Annotated in this window: 20 protein-coding genes; 14 read left to right on the top strand and 6 right to left on the bottom strand. The window is 64.6% G+C overall.

Annotated features, from left to right (window positions below; translation table 11 throughout):
* The 14 genes from eccB to G6N44_RS17055 all read left to right on the top strand — a co-directional run bounded on the left by eccB (position 1) and on the right by G6N44_RS17055 (position 19,013).
* Complete coding sequence (gene eccB / locus G6N44_RS17120) at positions 1-1,443, top strand: type VII secretion protein EccB (RefSeq protein ID WP_163665955.1); 1,443 nt, start codon at positions 1-3, stop codon at positions 1,441-1,443.
* Complete coding sequence (gene eccCa, locus G6N44_RS17115; RefSeq protein ID WP_163665953.1) at positions 1,440-3,671, top strand: type VII secretion protein EccCa; 2,232 nt, start codon at positions 1,440-1,442, stop codon at positions 3,669-3,671. The genes eccB and eccCa overlap by 4 nt, the downstream gene beginning before the upstream one ends.
* On the top strand, positions 3,668-5,419 hold the full coding sequence (gene eccCb / locus G6N44_RS17110) for a type VII secretion protein EccCb (protein WP_163665951.1): 1,752 nt from the start codon (positions 3,668-3,670) through the stop codon (positions 5,417-5,419). Before eccCa ends, eccCb begins: the two co-directional genes overlap by 4 nt.
* A gap of 180 nt (positions 5,420-5,599) precedes the next feature.
* Positions 5,600-5,893, top strand: a complete 294-nt coding sequence (locus G6N44_RS17105; RefSeq protein WP_163665949.1) for a PE family protein — start codon at positions 5,600-5,602, stop codon at positions 5,891-5,893.
* Positions 5,894-5,934: 41 nt separating this feature from the next.
* Positions 5,935-7,269, top strand: a complete 1,335-nt coding sequence (locus G6N44_RS17100; protein WP_163665947.1) for a PPE family protein — start codon at positions 5,935-5,937, stop codon at positions 7,267-7,269.
* Positions 7,270-7,363: 94 nt separating this feature from the next.
* Positions 7,364-7,666: a WXG100 family type VII secretion target gene (locus G6N44_RS17095; protein ID WP_163665945.1), complete on the top strand. Its 303-nt coding sequence runs from the start codon at positions 7,364-7,366 to the stop codon at positions 7,664-7,666.
* A 30-nt stretch (positions 7,667-7,696) separates the two neighbouring features.
* A complete protein-coding gene (locus G6N44_RS17090) occupies positions 7,697-7,984 on the top strand; it encodes a WXG100 family type VII secretion target (RefSeq protein ID WP_163665943.1) in 288 nt (95 codons plus the stop codon).
* A gap of 129 nt (positions 7,985-8,113) precedes the next feature.
* On the top strand, positions 8,114-9,541 hold the full coding sequence (locus tag G6N44_RS17085; protein ID WP_163665941.1) for a MinD/ParA family ATP-binding protein: 1,428 nt from the start codon (positions 8,114-8,116) through the stop codon (positions 9,539-9,541).
* The gene (eccD, locus tag G6N44_RS17080) at positions 9,538-11,070 is read left to right on the top strand and encodes a type VII secretion integral membrane protein EccD (protein WP_163665939.1); all 1,533 of its coding nucleotides are present in this window, start codon (positions 9,538-9,540) and stop codon (positions 11,068-11,070) included. The genes G6N44_RS17085 and eccD overlap by 4 nt, the downstream gene beginning before the upstream one ends.
* Positions 11,071-11,226: 156 nt before the next feature.
* Positions 11,227-12,363 carry an ESX-1 system-associated protein gene (locus tag G6N44_RS17075; RefSeq protein WP_163665937.1) on the top strand — a complete coding sequence of 379 codons (1,137 nt, stop codon included), beginning with the start codon at positions 11,227-11,229 and terminating at the stop codon, positions 12,361-12,363.
* 681 nt (positions 12,364-13,044) lie between these two features.
* Positions 13,045-13,599: a hypothetical protein gene (locus tag G6N44_RS17070; RefSeq protein ID WP_163665935.1), complete on the top strand. Its 555-nt coding sequence runs from the start codon at positions 13,045-13,047 to the stop codon at positions 13,597-13,599.
* 271 nt (positions 13,600-13,870) lie between these two features.
* Entirely contained in the window at positions 13,871-14,833 is a 963-nt protein-coding gene (locus G6N44_RS17065; RefSeq protein WP_163665933.1) for an ESX-1 system-associated protein, read from the top strand.
* Positions 14,834-14,862: 29 nt separating this feature from the next.
* Positions 14,863-17,238: an EspK C-terminal domain-containing protein gene (locus G6N44_RS29555; RefSeq protein WP_235682758.1), complete on the top strand. Its 2,376-nt coding sequence runs from the start codon at positions 14,863-14,865 to the stop codon at positions 17,236-17,238.
* Positions 17,239-17,510: 272 nt separating this feature from the next.
* A complete protein-coding gene (locus tag G6N44_RS17055) occupies positions 17,511-19,013 on the top strand; it encodes a PPE domain-containing protein (protein WP_163665932.1) in 1,503 nt (500 codons plus the stop codon).
* Positions 19,014-19,278: 265 nt separating this feature from the next.
* Here the strand turns inward: G6N44_RS17055 and G6N44_RS17050 are convergent, their stop codons facing one another.
* The 6 genes from G6N44_RS17050 to G6N44_RS17025 form a co-directional block, all read right to left on the bottom strand.
* On the bottom strand, positions 19,279-20,526 hold the full coding sequence (locus G6N44_RS17050) for an IS256 family transposase (RefSeq protein WP_163665930.1): 1,248 nt from the start codon (positions 20,524-20,526) through the stop codon (positions 19,279-19,281).
* Between the two features lie 144 nt (positions 20,527-20,670).
* Positions 20,671-21,417, bottom strand: coding sequence for a hypothetical protein (locus G6N44_RS17045; RefSeq protein ID WP_163665928.1), 747 nt, complete (start codon positions 21,415-21,417; stop codon positions 20,671-20,673).
* A gap of 26 nt (positions 21,418-21,443) precedes the next feature.
* A complete protein-coding gene (locus tag G6N44_RS17040; RefSeq protein ID WP_163665926.1) occupies positions 21,444-21,782 on the bottom strand; it encodes a YbaB/EbfC family nucleoid-associated protein in 339 nt (112 codons plus the stop codon).
* 49 nt (positions 21,783-21,831) lie between these two features.
* The gene (gene eccE / locus G6N44_RS17035; protein WP_163665924.1) at positions 21,832-23,229 is read right to left on the bottom strand and encodes a type VII secretion protein EccE; all 1,398 of its coding nucleotides are present in this window, start codon (positions 23,227-23,229) and stop codon (positions 21,832-21,834) included.
* Positions 23,226-24,575: a type VII secretion-associated serine protease mycosin gene (mycP, locus tag G6N44_RS17030; RefSeq protein WP_163665922.1), complete on the bottom strand. Its 1,350-nt coding sequence runs from the start codon at positions 24,573-24,575 to the stop codon at positions 23,226-23,228. The genes eccE and mycP overlap by 4 nt, the downstream gene beginning before the upstream one ends.
* A 373-nt stretch (positions 24,576-24,948) precedes the next feature.
* Positions 24,949-25,536: a hypothetical protein gene (locus tag G6N44_RS17025; protein ID WP_163665920.1), complete on the bottom strand. Its 588-nt coding sequence runs from the start codon at positions 25,534-25,536 to the stop codon at positions 24,949-24,951.
* Between the last annotated feature and the right edge of the window lie 46 nt (positions 25,537-25,582).

Below are 25,582 nucleotides of genomic sequence, written 5' to 3'. Positions count from 1 at the left end.
ATGGCAGGCTTCCGGCTCACCACCAAGGTCCAGGTCAGCGGCTGGCGATTTCTGCTGCGCCGCGTCGAGCACGCGATCGTGCGTCGGGACACCCGGATGTTCGACGATCCGTTGCAGTTCCACAGCCGTGCGGTTTTCGCCGGTGTGGTGGTCTCGGTGCTGATCTGCCTCGGCGCGGGGTTGATGGCGTACTTCAAGCCGCTGGGCAAGCAGGGCAGTGACCAACTGGTGGTGGACCGCACCACCAATCAGCTCTATGTGATGCTGCCGGGCAGCGGTCAGCTGCGCCCGGTGTACAACCTGACCTCGGCGCGGTTGGCGCTCGGCAACTCCGGGACCCCCTCCGCGGTGAAGTCCGAGGAGCTCAACCGGCTACCCAAGGGGCAGCCGATCGGCATCCCCGGCGCGCCGTACGCCACACCGACCGGCGTGCCCGCGTCGCGGTGGACGCTCTGCGACACCGTGGCGAAGCCGGACAGCTCGGCACCCAAGGTCGAATCCTCGGTCCTGATCAGATCATTGGCAACCGACTCCGCGGTCGGCCCGATGCGCCCCAACCAGGGCATGCTGGTGTCGTTCGAGGGCGGCAACTGGTTGGTGACTTCGGAAGGCCGGCACAGCATCGACCTGTCCGACCGGGCGGTGAGCTCCGCGGTGGGTATCCCGGTCACCGCGAAGACCACCCCGGTCTCGGAAGGGCTGTTCAACGCGTTGGCCAACCGGGGCCCGTGGCAATTGCCGGCGATCGCGGCTGCCGGCGCGCCCAATACCGTTGGGCTGCCGGAGAATCTGGTGATCGGATCGGTATTCCAGACGGCGACCGAAGACGATCCGCAGCATTACGTGGTGTTGCCGGACGGTGTGGCCCGCGTCAACGACACCACGGCTGCGGCACTGCGGGCCACCAATTCCTACGGGCTGTTGAAGTCACCGTCGGTGGAGGCCAGTGTGGTCGCCAAGATCACCGAACGGGTCTACGGCTCGCCGTTGCCGGACGAGCCGCTCGAGGTGCTGCTGCGTCAGGACTCGCCGGTGTTGTGCTGGGCCTGGCAGCGTGAACCCGGCGATCAGGCGCCCAAGACCACCGTCATCGCCGGCCGCCGGTTGCCGATCCCGTCATCGGCGGTCGGTACCGGGATCGACCAGATCGGCGGTGACGCAACGGTGTACATCGAAGGCGGCCAGTTCCTGCGGCTGCAGTCGCCGGATCCGCGGGTGGGCGAGAGCCTGTACTACATCGACCCGCAAGGAGTGCGGTACGGCATCGCCAATGACGATGCCGCCAAGAATCTGGGCTTGTCGGGTGCGGTGAACGCACCGTGGCAAGTCGTCGGGCTGCTGGTGGAGGGCCCGGTGTTGTCGAAGGAGGCAGCGTTGCTTGAGCACGACACGCTGCCCGCCGACCCCAATCCGCGCAAGGTGGAAGACAAGCAGGGCCAATGACGACGAAGAAGTTCACCCCGACGATCAAGCGGGGACCAAGGCTGACACCGGGCGAGATCAACGTCGCCCCACCGGATGACCTCGGGATCGACATCCCGCCCTCGGGGATGCAGAAGGCCATGCCCTGGGTCATGGGTGGCTGCATGCTCGGCATGATCGCGATCATGATCTTCACCGGCGTGCGTCAGCTGTCCCCGTACATGCTGATGATGCCGTTGATGATGATCATGGGCACCGTCGGCATGATGGGCAGCGGCGGAGGCGGCGGCAAGAAGGTCCCCGAGATCAACGCCGACCGTAAGGAATACCTGCGGTACCTGGCCGGCCTGCGCACCCGTGTGACGTCGTCGGCGTCGGCCCAGGTGGCCTTCTTCGGTTACCACGCACCGCATCCCGACGATCTGCTGTCGATCATCGGTACGCACCGGCAGTGGTCGCGTCAGGCCAACTCCGACTTCTACGCTGCCACCCGGATCGGCATCGGCGCCGAGATCGCGGTGGACCGGTTGCTCAAGCCGAACACCAGCGGCGATCTGGCCGGCCCGCAGGGCGCACCGCAGCCCCACCTGGAGCCGGTCAGCCACATGTGGGTGACGAAGTTCCTGCGGACCCACGGCCTGATCCACGATTGCCCGAAACTTGTTCAGCTGCGGACCTTTCCGACCATCGCCGTGGGTGGCGACGCGGAGGGTGCCGCGGGCCTGCTGACCGCGATGATCTGTCATCTGGCGGTGTTCCATCCGCCGGACCTGCTGCAGATCCGGGTGCTCACCGACAACCCCGAAGATCCGAAGTGGTCGTGGCTCAAGTGGTTGCCGCACGTCCAGCACCAGACCGATACCGACGCGGCCGGGCCCACCCGCCTCGTCTACACCCGCCCCGACGGTCTGAGCGACCTGACCGCGCGTGGCCCGCACAGCGCCGACGCCGCACCCGGTGGCCCCTACGTGATCGTGGTGGACCTGACCGGCGGCAAGGCCGGCTTCCCGGTCGACGGCCGGGCCGGCGTCACGGTGCTCACCCTCGGTAACCACCGGGGTTCGGCGTACCGCCTCCGGGCCGACGCCGACGGAACCGCCGACGACAAGCTGCCGAACCAGAACTACCGCGAGGTGACCCGCGTCGTCGACCGGATGACCCCGGCGCAGGCCGGCCGGATCGCCCGCAAGCTGGCCGGCTGGTCGATCACCGGGACGATCATCGACAAGAACGTCCGGGTGCAGAAGAAGGTCTCCAAGGAATGGCACCACCTCGTGGGTGCCAAGTCGGTCGAGGAGGTGACCCCGGCGCGCTGGCGGATGTTCACCGACACCGACCGGGACCGGCTCAAGATCCCGTTCGGGCACGAGCTCAAGACCGGCGAGGTGATGACGCTCGACATCAAGGAGGGCGCCGAGTTCGGTGCCGGCCCGCACGGCATGCTGATCGGAACGACCGGTTCGGGTAAGTCGGAGTTCCTGCGCACCATGATCCTGTCGCTGGTGGCCACGCACCACCCCGACCAGATCAACCTGCTGCTCACCGACTTCAAGGGCGGTTCGACCTTCCTGGGCATGGAGAAACTGCCGCACACCGCGGCCGTCGTCACCAACATGGAAGAGGAAGCCGAACTGGTCGGCCGCATGGGCGAGGTGCTCACCGGTGAACTCGACCGGCGCCAGCAGATCCTGCGTCAGGCCGGTATGCAGGTGGGTGCCGCCGGTGCGCTGTCCGGTGTGGCCGAGTACGAGAAGCACCGCGAGCGCGGTGCGGACCTACCGCCGTTGCCGACGTTGTTCGTGGTGGTCGACGAGTTCGCCGAGTTGCTGCAGAACCACCCGGACTTCATCGCGCTGTTCGACCGCATCTGTCGTGTGGGTCGGTCGCTGCGCGTGCACCTGCTGCTCGCCACCCAGTCGCTGAATACCGGCGGCGTGCGGATCGACAAGCTCGAGCCGAACCTCACCTACCGAATTGCGTTGCGTACCACCAGCTCTTCGGAGTCCAAGGCGGTGATCGGTACGCCCGAGGCGCAGTACATCACCAACAAGGAGAGCGGTGTCGGCTTCCTGCGGGTGGGTATGGAGGATCCGGTGAAGTTCAGCACCCTCTACACCGGCGCGAACTATGTGCCCGAGGTGGAGGATTCGGTGGACGGCGAGGCCCGGCCGCGCGAGAAGCGTCAGGCCCGGGTGCGGATTCACCAGTTCACGACGACCCCGATCTTCGATACGGCGATGAGCTCATGAGTACAGATGCTGAACCCAGGGTCCTGCGCGAGGTCGTCCTCGGGCAGTTGGGCACCGGTGAGAGCCGCGCCTACAAGATGTGGCTGCCGCCGCTGACCGATCCGACCCCGGTCAACGAGTTGGTCGAACGCGACCACCAGCGGGCGCCGCTGCGCTTCGCGCTGGGAATCATGGACGAACCGCGTCGTCACCGGCAGGACATCTGGGGCGTCGACGTGTCGGCGGCCGGCGGCAACATCGCGATCGGCGGTGCCCCGCAGACCGGGAAGTCGACCTTCCTCCAGACCTTGATGCTGTCGGCCGCGGCCACCCACACGCCGCGGCAGGTGCAGTTCTACTGCATCGATCTCGGCGGTGGTGGCCTGATGTACATGGAAGAGCTGCCCCATGTGGGCGGCGTGGCCACCCGTGCCGAGCCGGACCGGGTCAACCGGGTGGTGGCCGAGGTCAAAGCCGTGCTGAGGGCCCGCGAGCAGGTGTTCAAGCAGTACCGCGTCGGCTCGATCTCGTCCTACCGCGAGATGCGGGAGGATCCGAACAACCCGGCCGCCCAGGATCCGTTCGGCGACGTGTTCCTGGTGATCGACGGCTGGCCGGCGTTCGTGGCCGAGTTCCCCGATCTGGAACCGGCGGTGCAGGATCTGGCCGGTCAGGGTCTGGCGTACGGCGTGCACGTCATCATCTCGACGCCGCGCTGGACCGAGCTCAAGTCACGCGTGCGTGACTACCTGGGCACCAAGATCGAATTCCGGCTGGGCGATGTGAACGAGACCCAGATCGACCGGATCACCCGCGACATCCCGGCCAACCGGCCGGGGCGGGCCGTCTCCCTGGAGAAGCATCACCTGATGATGGGGGTGCCTCGACTGGACGGCGTCCACAGCGCCGCCAACATCGTCGACGCGATCTCGGCGGGGGTGCAGGAAGTGGCTTCGCGCTACACCGATCAGGCACCGCAGGTGCGGGTGCTGCCGGAGAAGATCTACCTGCATCAGCTCGACCCGAACCCGCCGGGACCCGATTCGGACTACCGGACCCGCTGGCAGGTGCCGCTGGGTGTGCGCGAGTCCGACCTCGCGGTCGCCTACAACCAGATGAACATGACGCCGCATCTGCTGATCTTCGGCGCTCCGAAATCGGGCAAGACCACCATCGCGCAAGCGGTGTCCAAGGCGATCTGTGCCCGCAACAGCCCCGATCAGGTGCGGTTCATGTTGGCCGACTACCGGTCGGGCCTGCTCGACGCGGTGCCCGATACGCACCTGCTGGCCGCCGGTGCGATCAACCGCAACAGCGCTTCGCTGGAGGAGTCGATCAAGGCGCTGGCGTCCAACCTCAAGAAGCGGCTGCCGCCGCCCGACCTGACCACCGCGCAGTTGCGGGCCAGGTCATGGTGGAGCGGTCCGGACATCGTCCTGCTGGTCGACGACTGGCACATGATCGTGGCTGCGGCCGGCATGATGTCGCCGATGGCCCCGTTGGGGCCGCTGCTGCCCGCGGCAGCAGATATCGGCCTCCATGTCATCGTGACGTGTCAGATGAGCCTGGCGCACCGGGCCACCATGGACAAGTTCGTGGGGGCCGCCTACGGCGCCGGTTCGCCGACCTTGTTCCTCTCCGGTGAGAAGAACGACTTTCCGTCGCGCGAGATCATCGTCAAGAAAAGGCCTCCTGGCCAGGCGTTTATGGTCTCGCCGGAGGGCAAGGAAGTCATTCAGGCGGCCTACGTCGATCCACCGGAAGAATAAGTGTGCGCAGCACCCCAAAAGGGCAGTTAGTATTTAGGCAACGCACTCAGCAACGCTGGCGGCGGCCCGTCAGCAAAGGAATCGGGGGACAGATTCCTTGACGACTTGGCAAACTTTCTGCCACGTCGTCTTTGGGTGCCTGTCCCTGGTTATTTGTAATCGAGACAGGGGAGCAAGCAAATGCAACCGATGATGCACAACCCAGGCGCCGAAGGCGTTGCGGCACAGGTGATCGCAAACGCAGCCCGTGGCCTGGCCGGCGGCACCACCGCGTCCGCGGCCGTCACCGCGCTGGTTCCGGCCGGTGCTGACGAGGTCTCGGCCATGGCAGCCATGGCCTTCGCCAGCGAGGGTGTCGAGGCGCTTGCGGCGAACTCGTTCGCCCAGGAGGAACTCACCCGGGCCGGCGCGGCATACGCGGAGATCGCAGGCATTTACAACGCGGTCGACGCGGCTCAGGCCACCACGCTTTAACATCTCGCAGGCAAATTCGTCAGAGTTAGGGTCATCCAGTCATGGTTGCGGCGCCACCCGTTCCACCGACCTGGTTTGCGCTTCCGCCAGAGGTCAACACCGCGCGCTTGATGCTCGGTGCCGGCCCGGCACCGATGCTGCAGGCAGCAACGGGTTGGGAGGGGCTTGCGATCCTGCTGGAGACCCAGGCTGACGAGCTTGCCGGCGCACTGAACGCCCTGACGGCGGTGTGGAGCGGTACGTCGAGCGAACGAGCTGTCTCGGCAACCCTGCCGATGATCATGTGGCTGCGGACGGTGGCCATGCAGGCGCAGAAGCGCGCCCTGCAGGCCGGTGCGCAGGCGAGTTCGTACACGCTGGCCCTGACGACCACCCCGCCGATACCGGAGATCGAGCAGAACCACATCACTCACGGGGTTCTGGAAGCCACCAACTTCCTCGGCATCAACACGATGCCGATCGGGCTCAATGAGATGGACTACTTCGTCCGCATGTGGAACCAGGCCGCCGGTGCGATGGAGGCCTACCACGCCGAAACCACCATCAACCTGCTGTTCGAGCCGATCATGCCGATGACGCCGATCGTGCTGCCCGGGATCGGTGAGACGACTGCGGCGGCCGCGTTGGCCTCCACGGCGCCGCGGACGGCTCAGGGTCTGTTGCGCAACGCGATCATCGAGGGTGTCAGCGCCAAGGCCACCATCGAGTCGGTGGCACTGAACGCGGGGCGGACGGCGGCCTGGGTCAACCATGCCGAGCAGCGAGGGGTCGGGGCAGCCAACAAGGGCGAGAACGCCGCGCGGCAGGAGCAGAACCCGACCGACAAGAACCCCATGCAGCAGGGCATGCAGATGGTGATGCAGATGGGTCAACAGGCCGGGCAGTTGGCCGGCCAGATCCCGCAGATGCTGCAGAGCCCGATGCAGATGATGACCCAGCCGTTGCAGCAGGTCACCCAGATGGTGAGTCAGTTCGCCGGAATGGGTGGCAGCGACAAGGGCATGCAGATGGGCCTGATGGGGGCGATGCCGTTCTCGAACCATCCGCTGGCCGGGGGTGCCGGTCCGAGTTCGGGCGCGGGCCTGGTGCGCGCGGCCTCGTTGCCCGGCGCGCTCGGATCTCCGCCGCGCACCGCGCTGTTGTCCAGCATGTTGGGCATCAGCGGGGAGGCCAAGCCGGCTTCGGCCGGTGGGGCCATGGGTGCCGCGGGTCCGGTGGCACCGGTCTCCAGTGGCGCCGGCGGAGGCGGGGCACCGATGACCGGTGCCGGGCACAACGACAAGAAGAGCAGCGGTGGCACCAAAGAAGGACTGATCTCACCGACAGCGCTCACCTATGACAACGACAATTCAGATGACGGGGACGACGACTGGTAGTGCGTCGTCCACAACCAAACTTTCCGGCCACCCGGTCGGAGGACTCGCCAAAACTCTTTCTGGTGAGGACAAGGAAAAATAAGGGGAATCCAACATGGCACAGATGAATACAGATGCCGCCGTCCTCGCCAAGGAGGCTGCTAATTTCGAGCGCATCTCGGGTGAGCTCAAGAGCGTGATCGCTCAGGTCGAGTCGACCGGCGGCGCCTTGGCTGCTCAGATGCAGGGTCAGGCCGGCACCGCCGCGCAGTCGGCGCTGCTGCGGTTCCAGGAAGCTGCTGACAAGCAGATCCAGGAGCTGAACGACATCTCGACCAACATCCACACCTCGGGTACCCAGTACACGAGCACCGACGACGACCAGGCCAGCACGCTGTCCTCGGCGATGAACATCTGACCTAACTGACCTCAAGAACGGAGACAACACATGACTGAACAGGTTTGGAATTTCGCCGGTATCGAAGGCGGAGCCAGCGAGATCCACGGTGCCGTCAGCACCACCGCCGGCCTGCTGGACGAGGGCAAGGGCTCGCTCGCGACGCTCGCCTCGGCGTGGGGCGGCTCGGGTTCCGACGCCTACCAGGCCGTTCAGGCCCGTTGGGACAACACCTCCAACGAGCTGAACACGGCGCTGCAGAACCTCGCCCAGACCATCAGCGAGGCGGGTCAGACCATGGCCCAGACCGAAGCCGGTGTCTCGGGGATGTTTGCCTAGTACGACACGGCAACAAGCATGTTTTGGTGGGCGGGTGCCCGGACCATCTGATGATGGCCCGAACCCGCCCACCACTTGTGCTTGGGTGTAAAGATCTAATCATCTGTTTTGACTATCTGAGGGGTCCCCATGTCGGCCGACTATGACCGGCTCTTCCACTCGTCTGAACCGGGTAAACCGGTCGACGACGCCACCGCGATCGTGGACAGAGATGCCATTTTGAAGGCCGCGGCGGCTGCGACGCCACCGCCGGTACCCGTCGGGGAGACCAGCTCCACGAGCGTGCCCGTGGCACCCACGGCCCCCACCCAGACTCAGGCTGCCCCGCAGCAACCCCGGCACGCGGAGACCGCACCGCAGATGCCCGCGCCGATGCCGGCGCCGCCCGCGAGTGCGCCGCAGTGGCCGCAGAACTCCATGTTGCGGGCCCCGCAACAGCAGATGGGCCAGGGTGCACGCCACGAGCAGCCCGTCGCCCAGCCCGGCCCGGTTGCGCGCGTTGCGCCCGGCCCGGCGCCGTCGCAGTTCGCCGATCTCGACCCCGAGGTCAGTGGCCAGTGGCGAGCCGGACAGGCGATCCCCAGCCCGGCCGCGCCCGGCCCCACCTCGGCCGCCTCGATGGGCAACCACCGCGCGATCGACGCGTTGTCGCACGTCGGGGTGAAGACCGGGGTAAAGATGCCGTCCCAGCGCGGATGGCGGCACTGGCTGTATCTCACGACGCGGATCAACCTCGGTCTGTCGCCCGATGAGATCTACGAACTCGAACTGCACAACCGGATTCGGCGTAATGCCCGCGACTCCTACCAGATCGGCGTGTTCGGTCTGAAGGGCGGCGTCGGGAAGACCGCGGTCACGGTGGCGCTGGGATCGGCGATGGCCAAGGTCCGCGGCGACCGCATCCTGGCGATCGACGCCGACCCGGACGGCGGCAACCTGGCCGACCGGGCCGGGCGTCAGTCCGCGGCGACGATCTCCGATCTGCTCGCCGACCAGGAACTGTCGCGCTACAACGATATTCGTGCCTACACGAGCATGAACGGCGCGAACCTCGAGGTGCTGTCATCCGAGGATTACAGCGGCGCACAGCGCGAGTTCAACGACGATGACTGGAAGGGCGCCACCGCGGTGGTGTCGCGTTACTACAACCTCGTCCTCGCCGATTGCGGCGCCGGCCTGTTCCAGAAGGCTTCCCGCGGCGTGCTGTCCACCGTGTCGGGCATGGTGATCGTGGCAAGTGCCTCGATCGACGGCGCCCGGCAGGCCGCGATCACCATGGACTGGCTGCGCCAGAACGGCTACCAGGATCTGCTCGGCCGGTCCTGCGTCGTCATCAACCATGTGACACCGGGCAAGGTCAACGTCGACGTCGAAGACCTGGTGCAGCAGTTCGAGCGCCATGTGCCCCCGGGCCGAGTCATCGTGTTGCCGTGGGACAAGCACATTGCCGCCGGTACCGAGATCCAGCTTGAGTTGCTCAGCGAAACCTTCCAGCGGCGCATCACCGAACTGGCCGCTGCCCTGTCCGACGATTTCGACAGGCTTGAACGTCGGTGACCGCGAGCACTGCCAGCGCCGATACGTCGAGCGCGAAGCCTGGAAGGCCGTCCACCACAAGGGTCACCATCCTCACCGGTAAGCGGATGACGGATCTGGTGTTGCCCGCCGGCGCGGCGATCGAGACCTACATCGACGAAACCGTGAGCGTGCTGGGCGAATTGCTCGAGGACACTCCGAAGGACACCCTCGCCGGGTTCGACTTCTCCGAGCAGGGCATGTGGGCGTTCGCCCGCCCGGGTGCGCCGCCGTTGAAGGCCGACGAGTCCCTGGACGATGCCGGGGTGGTCGACGGGTCGCTGCTGACGTTGGTTTCGGTCAGCCGGACCGAGCGGTACCGCCCCCTGGTCGAGGACGTGATCGATGCGATCGCCGTGCTCGACGAGTCGCCGATATTCGACCGCACGGCGCTGAATCGCTTTGTCGGCGTGGCCATCCCGGTGGTTGCCACGGCCATCACCGCCATGTCGCTGGTGTCGTGGAACGGGTCCGGCCAGGGCTGGTGGTGGGCGTTGGCGCTGGGGCTGTTCGGTTTGGGCCTGCTCGGCGGCAGCTTCGCCGCGCAGAGTCGCTACCAGAACCTCGATCTGGCCGAGAGCCTGCTGCTCGCCGCGACCATCGTGCTGGCCGGTGCCGCGGCGCTGGCCGTGCCGTTGCCCTATGACGCCGACTCCCTCGGCGCACCACAACTCGCCGGTGCGGGTGCGGTGGTGCTGTTGTTGACGTTGGCGACCCGTGGTGGGCCCCGCCGTCGGGCTGATGCGGCCGCATTCGTGGCGGTGCTGGCGATCGCCGTCACGGCCGCGGCGACCGCGGTCGGCTACGACGGAACGCCGTGGGTGCCCGCCGGTGCCATCGCGTTCGGGTTGATCGTGGTGACCAACGCCGCCAAACTCACTGTCGCCGTTGCCCGTATCGCCCTGCCGCCGATCCCGGCGCCCGGTGAGACCGTGTCCAACGACGAGCTGCTGGACCCGGTCATCACCCCGGACGAGGTCGACGAGGCGTCGCCCACCTGGAAGGCCATCATCGCCTCGGTGCCGGAATCGGCTGCGCGACTGCAGGAACGCAGCCTGCTGACCCGTCAGCTGCTGATCGGATTCCTGTCGGCCGGTTCGCTGGTGCTGTCGGTCGGTGCGATTGCCGTTGTGGTCCAGGGACATTTCTTCGTGCACAGCATGATCGTGGCCGTGCTGGTGGCCGTGATCTGTGGATTCCGATCGCGGTTGTACGCCGAGCGGTGGTGCTCCTGGGCGCTGCTCGCGGCGGCGGTCGCCGTGCCCACCGGTGTGATGGTGCGGTTGTGCCTGTGGAATCCGGGTAGTGCCTGGCTGGTTCTGGCGATCTACACCGCCCTCGGACTGGTCGCGGTGATCGCCGTGGGCGCCACCGACGGGGTTCGTCGGGTGTCGCCGGTGACGAAGCGGATCCTCGAGCTCTCCGACGGTCTCGCTATCGCCGCGGTGATTCCGCTGCTGCTCTGGATCGCCGGCGTCTACGACCTGCTGCGGAATCTGCGGTTGCACTGAGGTTTACGGGCTGGCGGGTGAGGACCGGATGCATTGGACAGTTCCGGTAGCGCCTAACGGTAGGCGGCATCCGGGCCTGCGCCAGTCACACCGACGACCGGCTGATCTTTCAGCGTTGTCGTGACCGCCGGTGTTGTCTGATGTGAAGGTGTGGTGATGAGTTTTCCTCCCCAGGGTCCCTACGGTTCACAACCCTCCGATGGTGGGCCGCCGTGGGGTGGGCCGCCGCCGCACTACGGTCAGCAGCCCGGTGGCGGGCCGTGGTCTCAGCGGGGCTGGACGGGCACTCCACCGCCACCGAACAACGGTGGTAAGGGCAAGTGGATCCTGATCGGTCTGGCGCTTGTCGCGATCATCGCGGTGAGCATTGTCGGCACGGTTCTTGTGCTGCGTCCCGATTCCGGTGGCGGTAACGGTTCGTCCAACACTGCGGACGGTGCTTCCGCGTTCGCCAGCGCCAACGACACCGGTCCAGCCAACATCATCACCGAAGACCCCACGTGCGAAGCCTGGACGAAAATCTCTCGGGATGTGTCTGCCGCGGTCCCAGAATGGAATAAGCAAGACTATTCGGTGCCGGCGACAGAGTGGACGCCAGAGCAGCAGAGGGTATTTGAGAAAAAGAGTGCAGCACTGAAGAGCGCAATAGAAAAGGCGGGGAACCTCGCCAAGCAGACCCCCCATCGGGTCATGCGTGAACTGTATGGCCAGTACAATGCTTACGCGCAGGCTGTGATTGATTCGATTCCGAACTACTCATCTGATGATAACAAAACTGTTGCTGCTTCAAATCAGTTCGCTAGCAGCCTGAACAGGGTATGCGATGCGATCTACTTCCGTGCGGCACAACAAACGGCCCCATTGATTTCGGAGGCGGCGCCTCCTTCTGATCCTCAGGTGCCTAACGGTGACCGCAACCTGGTGCCCGAGCGGTTTTTGACCAGTCGTCACGGAAGGTGCGAAGACTGGATGACCGCGGTTCAGCGGTTCGAGAAAGATGCCAAGGACTGGCGAGACATCGACGCAAAGATTCCAGCCACTGAATGGACCCCCGATCAGATGTCGGTGATGGACGCGGTCATGCCTGTGATGACAGCGTTTGCGAATGATATAGAACAGTTAGGCCGGCAAAGTGGCAATCCGGTCTGGGAAGACTTTGCGGTGCTTGCGGCGCAGTCCATGCGGGCATATGTTCAGGCGATACCTACTTACACGGTGAATACTGGTTACATGTCATCGCTATCAGCCCGCCTTTATAGCGCGATCAATTGGGCGTGCAAGGCGGAGTCATGAACGCGGTTGTCTATCCCGCGAACAATGGCCCGGTTCTGAACAGGCAGCGGTTAAGCGGACGCGAATTGGGATTGGCTTAGCCAGTCGTATTTGCGTCGGTCGCAGTAGCCAAAGTTGAGCAAGGCGGTCGTGGCGAGGCCGGTCCAGGCCGGCGCTCCAGCCACGGCTTCAGCAATGAATCGTCGGGGCTACAGGGCAGTCCGATGGTCTGGCGGGCGAATCGGCTCATCGTGGGCGCCCTGGGCGGAGGCCCGGTCGCCAAGATTTGTGCGTTCGGGGTGCACCATGCTCGGGTAGCATTTTCCTGGACTACTGGTAGAGGGGATCGTCGACCGTCACTGGTGGAATGTTCCGTTTGACGGCCGCAAACGCGCCGTCATGCAGAGTGTGGGATGTTCGATACGGCTGGTTGGCATGGTCGTTGAGTTTCCTTGCGTCTAGTTGATGGGGTGTGTGGTGACTGGTGAGTTGCGGGTCAATATTGCCGAGCTGAGGGCGGGTGCCCTGGGTCTTCAAGATGCGGCCGATGCACTCCCGGATCCGCCGAGCGCGTTTCCATCATTGGGTGCCGATCGGTTGGCGCAGGCATTGACCAGTCGTACCAATGAGATTGAGGCACCGCTGGTGGAGTCGTTGCCGACAACTAGAACCGATGCGCGCGCGACGGCAACCAACATAGGCATGGCCGCTGATCGGTACGAGAAGACCGATCAGCAGGCTCACTCTGATGTCAGTGACCGGTTGGCGGAGTTTGATTCGAAGTTCGGTTCATCGAGCTCGAATGGCGGCGGGGCCACGGATGCGATGGGTCAATTCGGTCAGATGATGCAGATGCCGATGCAGATGGCCCAGCAGTTGGGTCAGATCCCGATGCAGATCGCTCAACAAGCGGGTCAGATCCCGCAGACGATCATGCAAGGTGTGCAGCAGTTCGCTCAGATGGGCGGGGGGCTCGGCCAGGACGGTGCAGGTGCCGATGGTGGCTCCGGTACCGATACCGCGGGGGCGGGGCCAGATGCTGTGCAACAGACGTCTGCCGATGGTGAGGACCGTGAGGAGCCGGGTGAGCGGGAGGACCAAGAGGAGAAGCCCGACGGCGCCGCGGCGTCCGATGGTGGTGAACAGCGGGCTCCCGTGGCAGAGGCGCCTGTGGAGGCAGCGCCGGCTGATCCTCCGCTAGAAGCAGTTCCTGCCCAGCCGAAGCGACCTCCGGTTGACCCCTCAGTCTTGTTGTGACCGACAGAGTTTCTTTTGACGTGAAGGTTTGGTGATGAGCTTTCCTCCCCAGGGCCCGTACGGTTCGCAACCCTCCGATGGTGGGCCACAGTGGGGCGGGCCGCCGCCGCAAGGTTCGGGCGGTCAACCGCCGTATGCCGGTGGTGGGCCGGCGGGGCAGCCTCATGGAGCGCCGCAGTATGGGCAACCGGGCGGGACGTGGCCTCAGCAGCAGCCTTGGGGCGCTCCGCCTTCGCCTCCGAACAAGGGTGGTAAGGGCAAGTGGATCCTGGTGGGGCTGGCGCTTGTCGCGATCATTGCCGTGAGCATCGTGGGCACGGTTCTTGTGCTGCGTCCCGATTCCGGTGGCGGTCAGGCTGGTACCGACAACGGTGGGTCCGAATTCGCCAGCGCTAACGACACCGGGCCAGCCAACATCATCACCGAAGACCCTACATGTGAGGCCTGGGGGAAGATTTCGGATCAAATCACCGCGGTATCCAAATCCGTAAATTGGAACAGTCAAGACTATTCCGTGCCCGCGGCCGAATGGAGCACAGAACAGCGAGCAGCCTTTGAAAAAGAGAGCGCTGCTTTATCGGATGCAATTCCGAATGTGTCAAGTATCGCCAAGCAAACTCCACATCGAGTAGTGCGCGAACTATACGGCCAATTCAACGCCTACGCGCAGGCGCTTGTCGATGCGGTGCCATCCTACTCTTCGGCAGACCACTATACTGCCGTCGCTTCCAATAAATTCTTTGGGGTATTGAACCGACTGTGTGATTCGATTCACTTTCGAGCAGCGCAGCAGACCGCCCCACTTGTCGCGTCCACAGAGCCTCCATCGAACAGTTCCTCACCGCGCGATGATGGAGCGGCAGTACCGGAAATATTTTTGAGCAGAAATAACGGTGCCTGTAGCGACTGGATAGCCATGGTGCAGCGTTTCGACGCTGATACCAAGGAGTGGCGTGAACTCAACCCTAATGTCCGACCACCGGAATGGACTCCAGAGCGCAAGGCAATTATGGACGCGGCGACACCAGTGCTGGTGACGTATGCCGACGACATGGAGCGGCTAGGTCGCGGGAGTGGTAACGCGATTTGGGAGGACTTCGCAGTATTCGCGGCGCAGTACCTGCGTGCGTACGTCAAGGGTATTCCAACCTATACGCCAAACTATGTCTACATGTCGTTGACTTCAAATACACTCTCTAATGCGATACTCTGGGCTTGCAAGGCTCAATCATGAATGCAGTCGCACCCTCATCGCCGGGTCCAGTGCTGATCGACGAACTTTCAGACCTATTTCTGGTTATGGGCGGAAATCCTATCGTAAAGCCCAGTGGTCCTTACGCTGATATTATGGTCGGTCCCGGCGCGTGGCCTGAATTTGATGAATCGGAATTCACTGCACGTGAAGAAATACTGAATAGCCTGAAATCTGCTGCGATAGCGGCACGGGAAACTTGGGATACAGTGCGTGCCGGCATTTTTAACGGACCGCTCATATGGATTGGCGGCAGCGCCACGGCCGCGGCAGCGAAAGCTGAGGAACACAGCAACGCGGTACAGGCAATTGAGAAGCAGTTCACCGAAGCGATTGAATGGTGTGGAACGGCATTTTTGACAACTAGGATGGCAAAGCAAGCGATCGCCGACTACGTTGATACACAAGTTCAGGCAATTAATGATCTTCTGAACAAAGCCAAAGACGAGGGAACAGACGCTGACGAGGCGGCGCGCACCGCCAAAAATATCGCCAAACTCGCCTACGCTGCCAACAAACAGTTTCTCGCCGGCTTGGCCAGTAGCCTGAGCGGAAATACCGAAACCGCCCAGGAAACTTCGCCCGGCGATGGTCCTGCCACCTTGCTTGATAACAACATTGGTGGGTCCGGATCAACGCAAAAGGACGACGGCAGCGCAGCAGGTGCAAACGACTCCCAGTTGGTATCACTGCTGAAGGGCGAAGGGGGGGATGAGTCGCAGTCCGGCGACCATGCTGAAGGTGGTGGTGATGTTGCGGAGGTTTCGTCCGGAGACGGTGCCGCCGCTGAGTCAGCGTCGGAACGGGATGCAGTTGTTGATGCCGGAGGTGTTGAAGGTGGTGGTGATGTTGCGGAGGTTTCGTCCGGAGACGCTGCGGTCGCTGAGTCAGCGTCGGAAGGGGATGCTGTTGTCGGCGTCGAGAATGTGGCCCCGACCGCGACAGGCGATGGTGCTGCTTCAGATACACAGGCTGTCCGAGACGCACCCGCGTTTGTTGCGCCGAATATAGCTCAACCCAGCACCGGCACCGGAACAAGGGCGCCCGCAGGTTCGGTGCCTGCCGCCGCCGCTCCCTCCGCGGCGAGCGCTCCAGGCGTGGGCGGTGGGTCTGGAGCTGCCGGCGCTGGCAGCGGCTCATCGGCCTCCTCGGCGGCCAGCGCGGGCGCGGGGATGGATCCGTCGTCCGGGACAGGCCAAGCGCCGGTCGGCGGGGCACCGACTGATCCTGCGCAGGCCTTCTCGCAAGGCTTCGCTGATTCGTCGGGAACGCCGGTGCATGCCGCTTCGTCCGGTGGCGCACCGCCGTTGGCGCCATCGCCGACGGTTCCGGCCAGCGATGCGATGACGCCAGCGAGCACTGCTGCGCCGTTGGCGCAAACAGGCGCGCAGGCACCTGTTGCACCGGTGCAGGGCCCAGGCTCGGGTGGCCCGATGGGCGGCGGCATGGGAGGTGGGATGGGCATGGGCGGTATGCCGCTGGGTCCGCCGCCGACCGCGCCTCCGGCCGGGCCCGTTGCACCGCCGCCCGCAGTCGCACCGCCCCCGGCCCCGCCCGCGAACATCGCTGGCGGTGCGCAGATCGCGCCGATTCCCGTGTCAGCCGCGCGCGCTGAGCGGGATGCCGCGCAGAACGCTGCGAAGCGGAGTTCGGATCCGCTGGTACTGGCGCGCCGGATCGCAGCGGCGCTCAACGCGCCCGACATGCTTAATATCGAGGACTACGACTTTTACTGGATTACTGCGTTGACCGCCGAAGGACAGATTGTGGTGGCCAATAACTACGGTTTGGCCTACCTGCCTGCGCAGGTGCGGTTGCCTGAGGATGTGAAGTTGGTCAGTGCCGATGAGTCGATCCCGGCCAACGAGCGTGCCTCGTTTGCGACCTATCCGATGGTGGCTGTTCAGCGTTGGGCCCAGCATCACGACACGACGCTGCGGGCGGTGATCGGCGGTGAAGAGCACCTCGCGAAGTCGGACGCCGGTGCCCACAAGGTCGTGCTGACACCGGATGACATCCCGGCGAAGGGCCAGATGGCGGGCCGGGATCGTTTGCAGGTGATCGCCCCGCAGATCGCCATGCGGTTGGCAGGGTTCAGTGACGCCGACCTGATCAACATCCTGCCGCCGGCATCGGCCGACACCAGCCCACCAGAAGACCGTCGGACGACGTTGTGGGAAGAGGTGTGGGAGCCGCTGTGCAGCAGCGCCTACGACCGCGGGCAGGTGCACTTGCAGGCGTTCTTGACGTATGCAATCCACGCTCAAGAGTGGGCCGTGTATGAGGCACACGCCGCAACGGACGGACCCGATCAACGCCGGGCCGCCGCCGATTTCATTTACTGGCAGCATGTGGGTCAGTTGATCGCCGACGCACTCGATGCGTAGGACGGGTGGTTCAGGTTCCAGGAGACGCGGCAGCGTCGTTGTTGCTGCCGCACCGGCGAGGCATCCGGGCAGCAAAAGAAGTGAACGCCGTAACCTCGGTCTGCCCATATGATTATCGCGGGAAATCGATGCTGCGCGTCGCCCGGACGGCAACGCCGTTCGGCCGAAATCTTGGTTTCGTCACGGATGCCCGCTCTCGTACGTCGGCGGCATCGACATAGGGAGGATGAATAGCAGTGACAGAAGGGGTGGTCGGGTGGTCGTCCGACGAGATGAAGAAGAAGGCCGCGGATATCACGGCGGATCGGGCGGACAAATCACCAGTACCCCTCCCGGCGCCACCGGACGCGCTGCAAATCACCACCGCCGCGACGAACCAACTCAATGCGTCTTCCACCAGATTGGAACAAACTTTCAGCGCCGCTGACACCGAGGCAGGGCGTATGGCATCGGCCCTACGAGCTGCGGCCGACGCTTTCGACGAGGTTGTCAGTACGTCGAAGGAAGAATTCGACAAGAGCATGAATAGCGACGGGGCCCGGCCTTCGCAACGTTTCGAGACGGTGGTTCCAAGCGGGGTGATGGACGCTGCGCCGGCCACCGTTCAGGTCCCTTATCCTGCCGCGGCACAAACGGGCGCCTACGCTAAGTGGCGTGAGACTGCGAAAGAGCTCGATGGTACCAATACGTCTGGGCTAGAGGAATTCAGGGACGCCTGGAAGAGAACCAAAGGTTGGCTCGACAAGCACAAGGACAAGTTCATAGCGCCGAAGGGGGATGGCACCGCCGCCGACGCCTACACGGAGGCGATGGAGCGCCTGCGTGAATGGTGGGAGCACATGGGCCCGGAAGCCGAGCGAATGATCGAGCAGGCACAAAATTTCATCGATGCGCACCGAGATCTTGTCAATGAGCACCCCACAATGGACGATGTAGCGACCTATGAGAGATTGAGTCCGGGGGGCGTCGTCGGTGTCCTCGTAGGCCTATCACCCGCGGCAATGCTGGGGAAAGGCGCGCTGAATGCGCATTTTCAGGAGCGTTCGGACGCGGCGTTGAAGAAGTATGCAGATAAGGTCGCTTTCCACGAAATTAGGCCTGGTATGCCGCCGTCAATTCGCGGGGTGGCGTCGACAACTCCCGATGGTCCACCACCTGGTGGAAACCCTCAGATAGGTGGTCCCTCCGCTCCCACCACCAGTGGAGGCGATCCAAGCATTCCCGAGATGCCATCAATGCCCGAGATGCCGTCGATGTCGCCCGCAAGCGCTGAGCCGTCCGCCGGTCAGGGGTCGGGTGGTTCTCCGAGCGGTGGCGGCTCACCGAGTGGCGGTTCCCCATCCGGTGGTGGTGCGCCCAGCGGAGGCATGCCGAGTGGTCTTCCGAAGGGAACCGAGGGCATGCCGGAGATGCCTGGCGTCGGGGAACCCAGCCTGAAGCCCGCCAGCGCCGGCGGTGGAGGCGGTATGGGCGGAGGCGGCGGGGGTATGCCGTCGATGCCGTTGGGTCCCGCTGTCGGAGCGGACTCGGTGGGGCCGTCTCCCGCGGCCGCACGTGGCGGCGGTGGAGTCCCAGGCAGCCCGGGCGGTGGCGGTATGGGCGGTATGGGTGGCGGTATGGGTGGCATGGGCGGTGGCCACGGCCAGAACCAGGGCAAGGAGAAACGCCGCAATCCCAACCTGTCGGAGGACGAAGACCTTTACAAGGAAGATCGCGCGTACACCGAGGCGGTTATCGGTCGTCGTGCACGTAAGGACCCCAAGGACGGCAAGTAAACCAGGTCAGTAGACAACGGCTCGCCGACGACTCGCAACGTGTCGTCGGCGAGTTTCGTTGTACACCAGGCCTTTTCCGCCTGAGTAATCTGGTTCGCGGACTACCCTTGCTCGCCGAGTAATTCACGCGGTGTACGGCATCCGATGACCCGAACACCGTCATTTGTGCTTCGAGCGCAACAAAAATCGTGCATCGAACACAAAGGCCAAGCCCGGTGGCGTGGTGTAGGAGTTCGCTCGATCGCGTGATCCTTCGGGGTGCAGTTTAGGCGGTCAGGGCTGGTGTGGTGTTGGTTTGCTGGTCGGTGGGCTCCTCGGTGTCGGTCAGCGAGGTTCGGGCGCGGGTGAGGACGTCGAGGCCGAGGTAGCGCCGTCCTTCGATCCATTCGTCGTGTTGTTCGGCGAGCACGGCCCCGACGAGGCGGATGATGGAGGTCCGGTCGGGGAAGATGCCGACGACGTCGGTGCGGCGCCGCACCTCTCGATTGAGGCGTTCCTGGGGATTGTTCGACCAAATTTGGCGCCAGATTTGCTTGGGGAACACGGTGAATGCCAGCAGGTCAGCCCGGGCGGCGTCGAGGTGCTCGGCCACCTTGGGGAGTTTGTCGGAGAGCGCGTCGAGCACCCGATCGTATTGCGCGTGAACGGATTCGGCGTCGGGTTGGTCGTAGATGGAGTGCAGCAGGGTGCGCACCCACGGCCAGGAGGATTTCGGGGTGACGGCCATCAGGTTGACCGCGTAATGGGTTCTGCACCGCTGCCAGGCTGCTCCGGGCAGGGTGGCGCCGATCGCGGCCACCAGCCCCTGGTGGGCGTCGCTGGTGACCAGCGCGACCCCGGACAGGCCGCGGGCCACCAGGTCGCGGAAGAACGCCAGCCAGCCCGCCCCGTCCTCAGCGGAGGTGACCTGGATGCCCAGGATCTCGCGGTAGCCCTCGGCGTTGACGCCGGTGGCGATCAGGGTGTGCACTCCGACCACGCGGCCGTTCTCGCGCACCTTGAGTACCAAGGCGTCAGCAGCCACGAACGTGTACGGGCCGGCATCGAGCGGGCGGGTCCGAAACGCCTCCACCGCCTCATCGAGCTCGGCGGCCATGACCGAAACCTGCGACTTGGAAAGCCTTGTCACACCGAGGGATTCGACGAGTCGCTCCATCCGCCGCGTGGACACCCCCAGCAGGTAACAGGTGGCCACCACCGACGTGAGCGCCCGCTCGGCGCGTTTGCGCCGCTCCAACAGCCAGTCCGGGAAATAGCTGCCCTGCCGCAGCTTGGGAATCGCGACATCGAGGGTGCCGGCACGGGTATCGAAATCACGGTGCCGATACCCGTTGCGGCTGTTGGACCGCTCGTCGCTGCGCTGGCGGTACCCGGCCCCGCAGATGGCGTCGGCTTCAGCACCCATCAGCGCGTGGATGAATGCCGACAGCAGCCCACGCAGCAGATCCGGGCTGGCCTGGGCGAGTTGATCGGACAGCAGCTGCTCGAGGTCGATAGGCTCAGACGAGGTCATCGCGTTGTTCTCCTTCGATTGACTTTGCGGGTCACTTCGAAGAATCACGCGATGACCGCCCTCTACCGGGCTACGACACGCCCACCAGGCCCAACGCCCGTACACCACACCCCTGGACGTAACTAACACAAAGTCGGGATCGGGTCAGGACTTAGTGCCCGGACTGTGCTGTGGATCCAAAGCGCGAAGGCGGTCCAGCGCGTGTCCGTCCGTGAACTCGCTTCGCTGCTCGGGGTGGCGCCAGTAGAAGCGCACCAACTCGATCAGGGCAGTGCCCTTTCGGGTATAGCTGCCCGGAGAGTCCATCACGAGTCTCGAACCGTCCTTCATGGTGATCCCCATGGGGGTCCAGAACCGTCCCTCGGTGGGAAGCTGGTCCGTCACCGCCGTGATGTCGTCCCACTTTCCTGAGTTCAATGAACCGAGATTGGGGAACTCAAATTCCTCGGGAGTAAGCAGCAGGTAGCTGGTGCCCCCTTGGCGCTTGAATACAAACCAAAACCAACCCGCAACGAGGCCAGTGGCGCCGAAGGCGATGGGAAAGACTTGGCCCACTCCATCGGGTAGTGGCAGGTAGAGCCAGCCGGTTGTCCATGCAATGAACATCGACAGTCCAGACAGCGCGAGGGCGAGGTTCGATCTCCGCTGAGTCGACTCCAAGCGACTGTCCGGGCGTAATAGCATCCCAGATTCATCGAACGCAGCTTGGACCACAGCATTTTTCGATACCACCAACTGGATGGCAACCAATAGGCAGGTGGTGATTAGCCCGACTGCGATCACCGCAGTAATGAAGTTCAAGTGTTTGATCGCGATGAATGCCCAGATGCCGCATACCAACGCAAGAATCAGGTTGAGTGCGATGCCAAATCGTCTGCTGAAATTCCCCATCGCCGTCCTCGGCGGTTCCGCGGACCTCAGCCCAGCTGCTGTCCTTCGGCAGTCAACTCCGCGACCATCGCATCGAGTCGCTCACGATCAGCCTCGATCGAGGAGGTCGCTGCGGCGGTGGCCTTCTGAATCGCTTCATTGAGCCGTTGCTCGACGGCTTGCGCGCCGAGTCGCAACAATCCGTCCTTGATGTACACGTCGATCAGATGATGGTGCCCGTTGAGCGTGACTTCGACGCTCCTGGCTTCGTCTGCTGCGGTGAACGTTTCAGTGTTCATCTTGTGCAGTTGGTCATCCATGAGGGACTGCAGCTGTTGCGCCTGGCGCAGGACAGCTGCGACCTGCGGATGCATCTCCTCTGTCATACCTGTTCCCTCCCACCCTTCTGGGACCCCTCTCCCAGCAAGCTCGATGTCATTGTTCCAGCGCCATCTGGTAGCGGCTCTCTTCACGTGGGTTGATCAACGTGATGGGCAGCTGGCGGTGCCGTGGTGTGTCAATGAAGTTGGGCCGCATGATTACTCGGCCGACACCCTGATGCGGGCCCAGGTACGTCGTCGAGTTCGGCCACGCGACGCGCGGTACCCGGCCGACGCGGCCGTTGATCATCGTGGCGAACTCGCGGAACTGCGGACCGAGCGTGACCACGGCCCCGGATGCCGCGGAGCGGATGACGAACTGGGTGAACAGGCGCGCGTCGCCGAGGTTGATGCTGACGTCGACGTTGTCGAACGGCATGTACACCGGGTAGCGGTCCGAGGTCTCACCGACGAGCACCCCGGCCGAACCGATCGGCAGCTCATGGTGCTTGTCGGTCACCGGGGTGAGCCCTTGAAGGGCCGCCCGCTGCCCGCCGTAGAGGCAGGAAAATCCGCGCGGCGTCGTCGGGGTGGACAGTGTGGTCAACAGCACCGTCGTCGTCGGTGCGGTCCCGGGGCGGACCCGCACACAGGTGGTGGTGTGGTCGGCCCGCGCCGACCACCAGACGTCCGGGCCGCCGGGAGCGTTGTAGGCCGCGGTAAAGGTGCTGCGGCCCTTGATCAACGACCAGGTCTCCTTCTCGAAGGAGATCTCGGTGGCCTTGTCGTAATCGTCGAAGCTGCGCGAGCACTGCGCGTCAATCCCGTTGCTGGCCAGCTGGTCTGCGATACGGGTAGCCGAGGCCACCAGGTACCGGGCCAGCCCGGACACCCCGCTGTCGCGTCGCTGAGCAGATCGCCGGGTCTCCTCCGGTTTGGCGCGGAGCACGATCCAGGTGCGCCGGTTGGCCGGTGCCGGGTACGGGCCGACCACCTGCTCGTAGAGGGCCACCAGGCTCGCGGGCGCGATCTTGCCGACCCGATAGCCGGCCGAGACGATGTCGGCCTCGAGGTCGGGGCAGTGCGCCGCCAGCAGCTTCTCGACCAGCTTGGTGCTGACGGTGTCGTCGGAGACGGCACCACCGTTGACGATCACCGTCGGGGTGAAAGGCCTTGGTACCAGCTCGATCACCGCGACCAGGTAATCACCCTGCCACCGCACCGCGACGTGATCGCCGGGCATCACGGTGGCGCCGACCGCAGGCTCCGACGGCACATCGGGCGTGCTGCGGTGGCGGCGCCGCCAGGAGAAGATCGCCCGGACCCACCCGGTGAGCCGGTAACCGCGGATGGTCAGCACCGAGAAGATCGCGATCAACACCGACAGCGTGATCCCCAGCCACAACAGGTGGAAGTGCAGGCAGATGGCGAGGCACGCCGGAATCAGCGTGGCCGCCCAGATGGCGTGCCCCGTGGTGAAGCGGAAGCCGAAATGCCTCTGTAGGAAGTTCATTGGCGCCGCCGCAACGCGCGTCGGGTCATCGCCGCGATCCCGAGAATCAGGGCCAGTGCGGCCCCGGCAACCACCACGCCCGTGATCGGACCGCGGTCTGGCGGCGGGATGTACACCGGCGGCGGGACTTCCTTGACGCGGAACGGCGCCTTCTCGGGCCCCTCGGGAATCTCCCACGTCAGTGCGGCGACCGGATCGACCACGCCCGCACCGACGTAGTTGTCGACGCCGCCGCCGGGATGCCGTGCGGTGGCGGTGATCCGGTTGATCACCTGCGCCGGGGTCAGATCCGGGAAGCGCTGCTTGACCAGTGCCGCCAGACCGGAGACGTATGCGGCCGAGAACGACGTGCCGTTCAGCGGCACCGGGCCGTCCTCGCCGGGGGTGGCGTTGATGGGCTGGCCCTCGTAGCCGAGCGCAGTGAGGTTCTCGCCGGGAGCCGCGGCACCTACCCACGGGCCCGACATCGAGAAGTTGCTCGGCTGACCGTTCTGGCTGATGCTGCCGACGGTGAGCACCAGCGGGTCGTACCAGGCCGGGCTGACGATCGTCTGCACGCCCTTCCAGCCGCGGGCATCGGCCGGGACCGACGGATCCGGCGGTGGGTTCTGGGTGCAGTCCTGGCCGGTGTTACCGGCGGCCACCACGATCACCGCGCCCTTGACGTTCACGGCGTAGTTGATGGCCGCGCCCAGGCTGCTCTCGTCGATCCGGCGGGTCACCTTGTAGCAGGCGGCCTCACTGATGTTGATCACCTGCGCGCCCAGGTTGGCCGCGTGCACCACCGAGCGGGCCAAACTGCGGATCGAGCCCGCGGTCTGGGTGGTGTTCGGGTCGTTGGGATCCTGGCGCGAACCCTTGGGCTGGAACGCCACGGAGGTCTGACGCAGCGAAAGCAGTCGCGCATCGGGGGCCACGCCGATGAATCCGTCCGTAGGGGACCCGCGTCCGGCGATGATCGACGCGGTCAGGGTTCCATGGGCGTCGCAGTCGGACATCCCGTTGCCTGCGGCGTCGACGAAGTCGCCGCCCGGCTCGGCCGGCACCCGGGGTGAACCGTTGACCCCGGTGTCGATCACCGCGACAGTTACGCCGGCGCCCGTTGCGAACTTCTGTGCGTCGGCCAGCCTCAGGTAGTCCGCTGCCCAGGGCTTGTCGGCGAAGTTCGAATTCGGCATGACCGTCGGCGCCGCGCAGATCTTGCGCTGCTCGGTCGGCTGGTCGGGGCCGGTCTCATCAGGCGGAACAGCCGCGGCGTCGATCGCCGGCGGATCGATCGCGAACGCCGGAGGCGCACTGAATAGAGCCAACAAAACCGCCAGCAGCATTACGACTAAGCGCTGCACGCCTCACACTCCCCCAATGACATCGGACATGTCTGCAGTGTGCTGCCGCACGTTCAGCAAACAATATCCGGCCTGTTCAGAAACGCATCGTCTCACGTCAAGCCGTCCGGCTATTTGCACGCAGGCAATCATAAGGGTGCCCGGGTGAGGCTGATAACGCTTTGTGTCCGCAGTGAGTTTTGCATCCGGCAATGGCGGGAGTGTGAAGTCACTGCCCACCTGCGCATGTCGGTCTCGCGGTGGGGCCGTTCTGCGCACGTGCATCGCTGAGATGTGCCGCGGCATGCCGCCTCGACGCTGTGAGGTCTCAAACGCCTGGCGACCGTGGTGATACAGGCCGTGCGGGTATCGGTTCTGCCCAGGATTGACGGCTTCAATGGTCGCTGTGCCGTGCGATGAGTGCTAGCTCCGCTTCGCCGGCTTGTTCTGGGGTCGCGTACGGCATATTCGTTGCCACGAAGTCTCGGGCTTCGGGCAGGGCCATGCCCTGCGCGATGAGCATATTCACCACACCGATGTGCATTACTGCTGTCGCGCGCTTGGCTGCTACGCCAGCCACGAAGCGGACTTCGTCGGCCAGTTGAGCCTCGGTGAGGGCAGTCACCTTCGGGTCCAGGTCCACTTGAGCGACGGAACCATTCAGGTATGCGGTGACGGTGACGGTGCCTGGCGGGTTGATGGCCTGGACCACCGGGATCCGCTCTTGGTCTTCGGGTTCGGCCTCGGTATCGAATGCACCGAAGCTGTCGTCCACGACCTTGTCGACCTCATGGCCGGTGTAGTCGTGGACGGCATCGAGGCCGCTGTCGTGCGCCCCGTCCTGATCGGCGTCGCCCCCCGCATAGTCCGGCAGGGCATCCAGTCCCGACACATCGTCGGTGAACAGCGGGGTGCCCAAATCGAGCGCATCGAGGCCGTCGTCGTCGGTGTCGTCCCAGTCATCGGAACCGCGGGGCGTCATGTGTTAGTCATACCTGTTCAGGGTCAGTCAACGAACATATGGTCAG

Source organism: Mycolicibacterium alvei (assembly GCF_010727325.1).
In the GTDB taxonomy this organism is placed as follows: Bacteria; Actinomycetota; Actinomycetes; order Mycobacteriales; family Mycobacteriaceae; genus Mycobacterium; species Mycobacterium alvei.
This window is presented reverse-complemented; position numbering and strand designations above follow the sequence as displayed.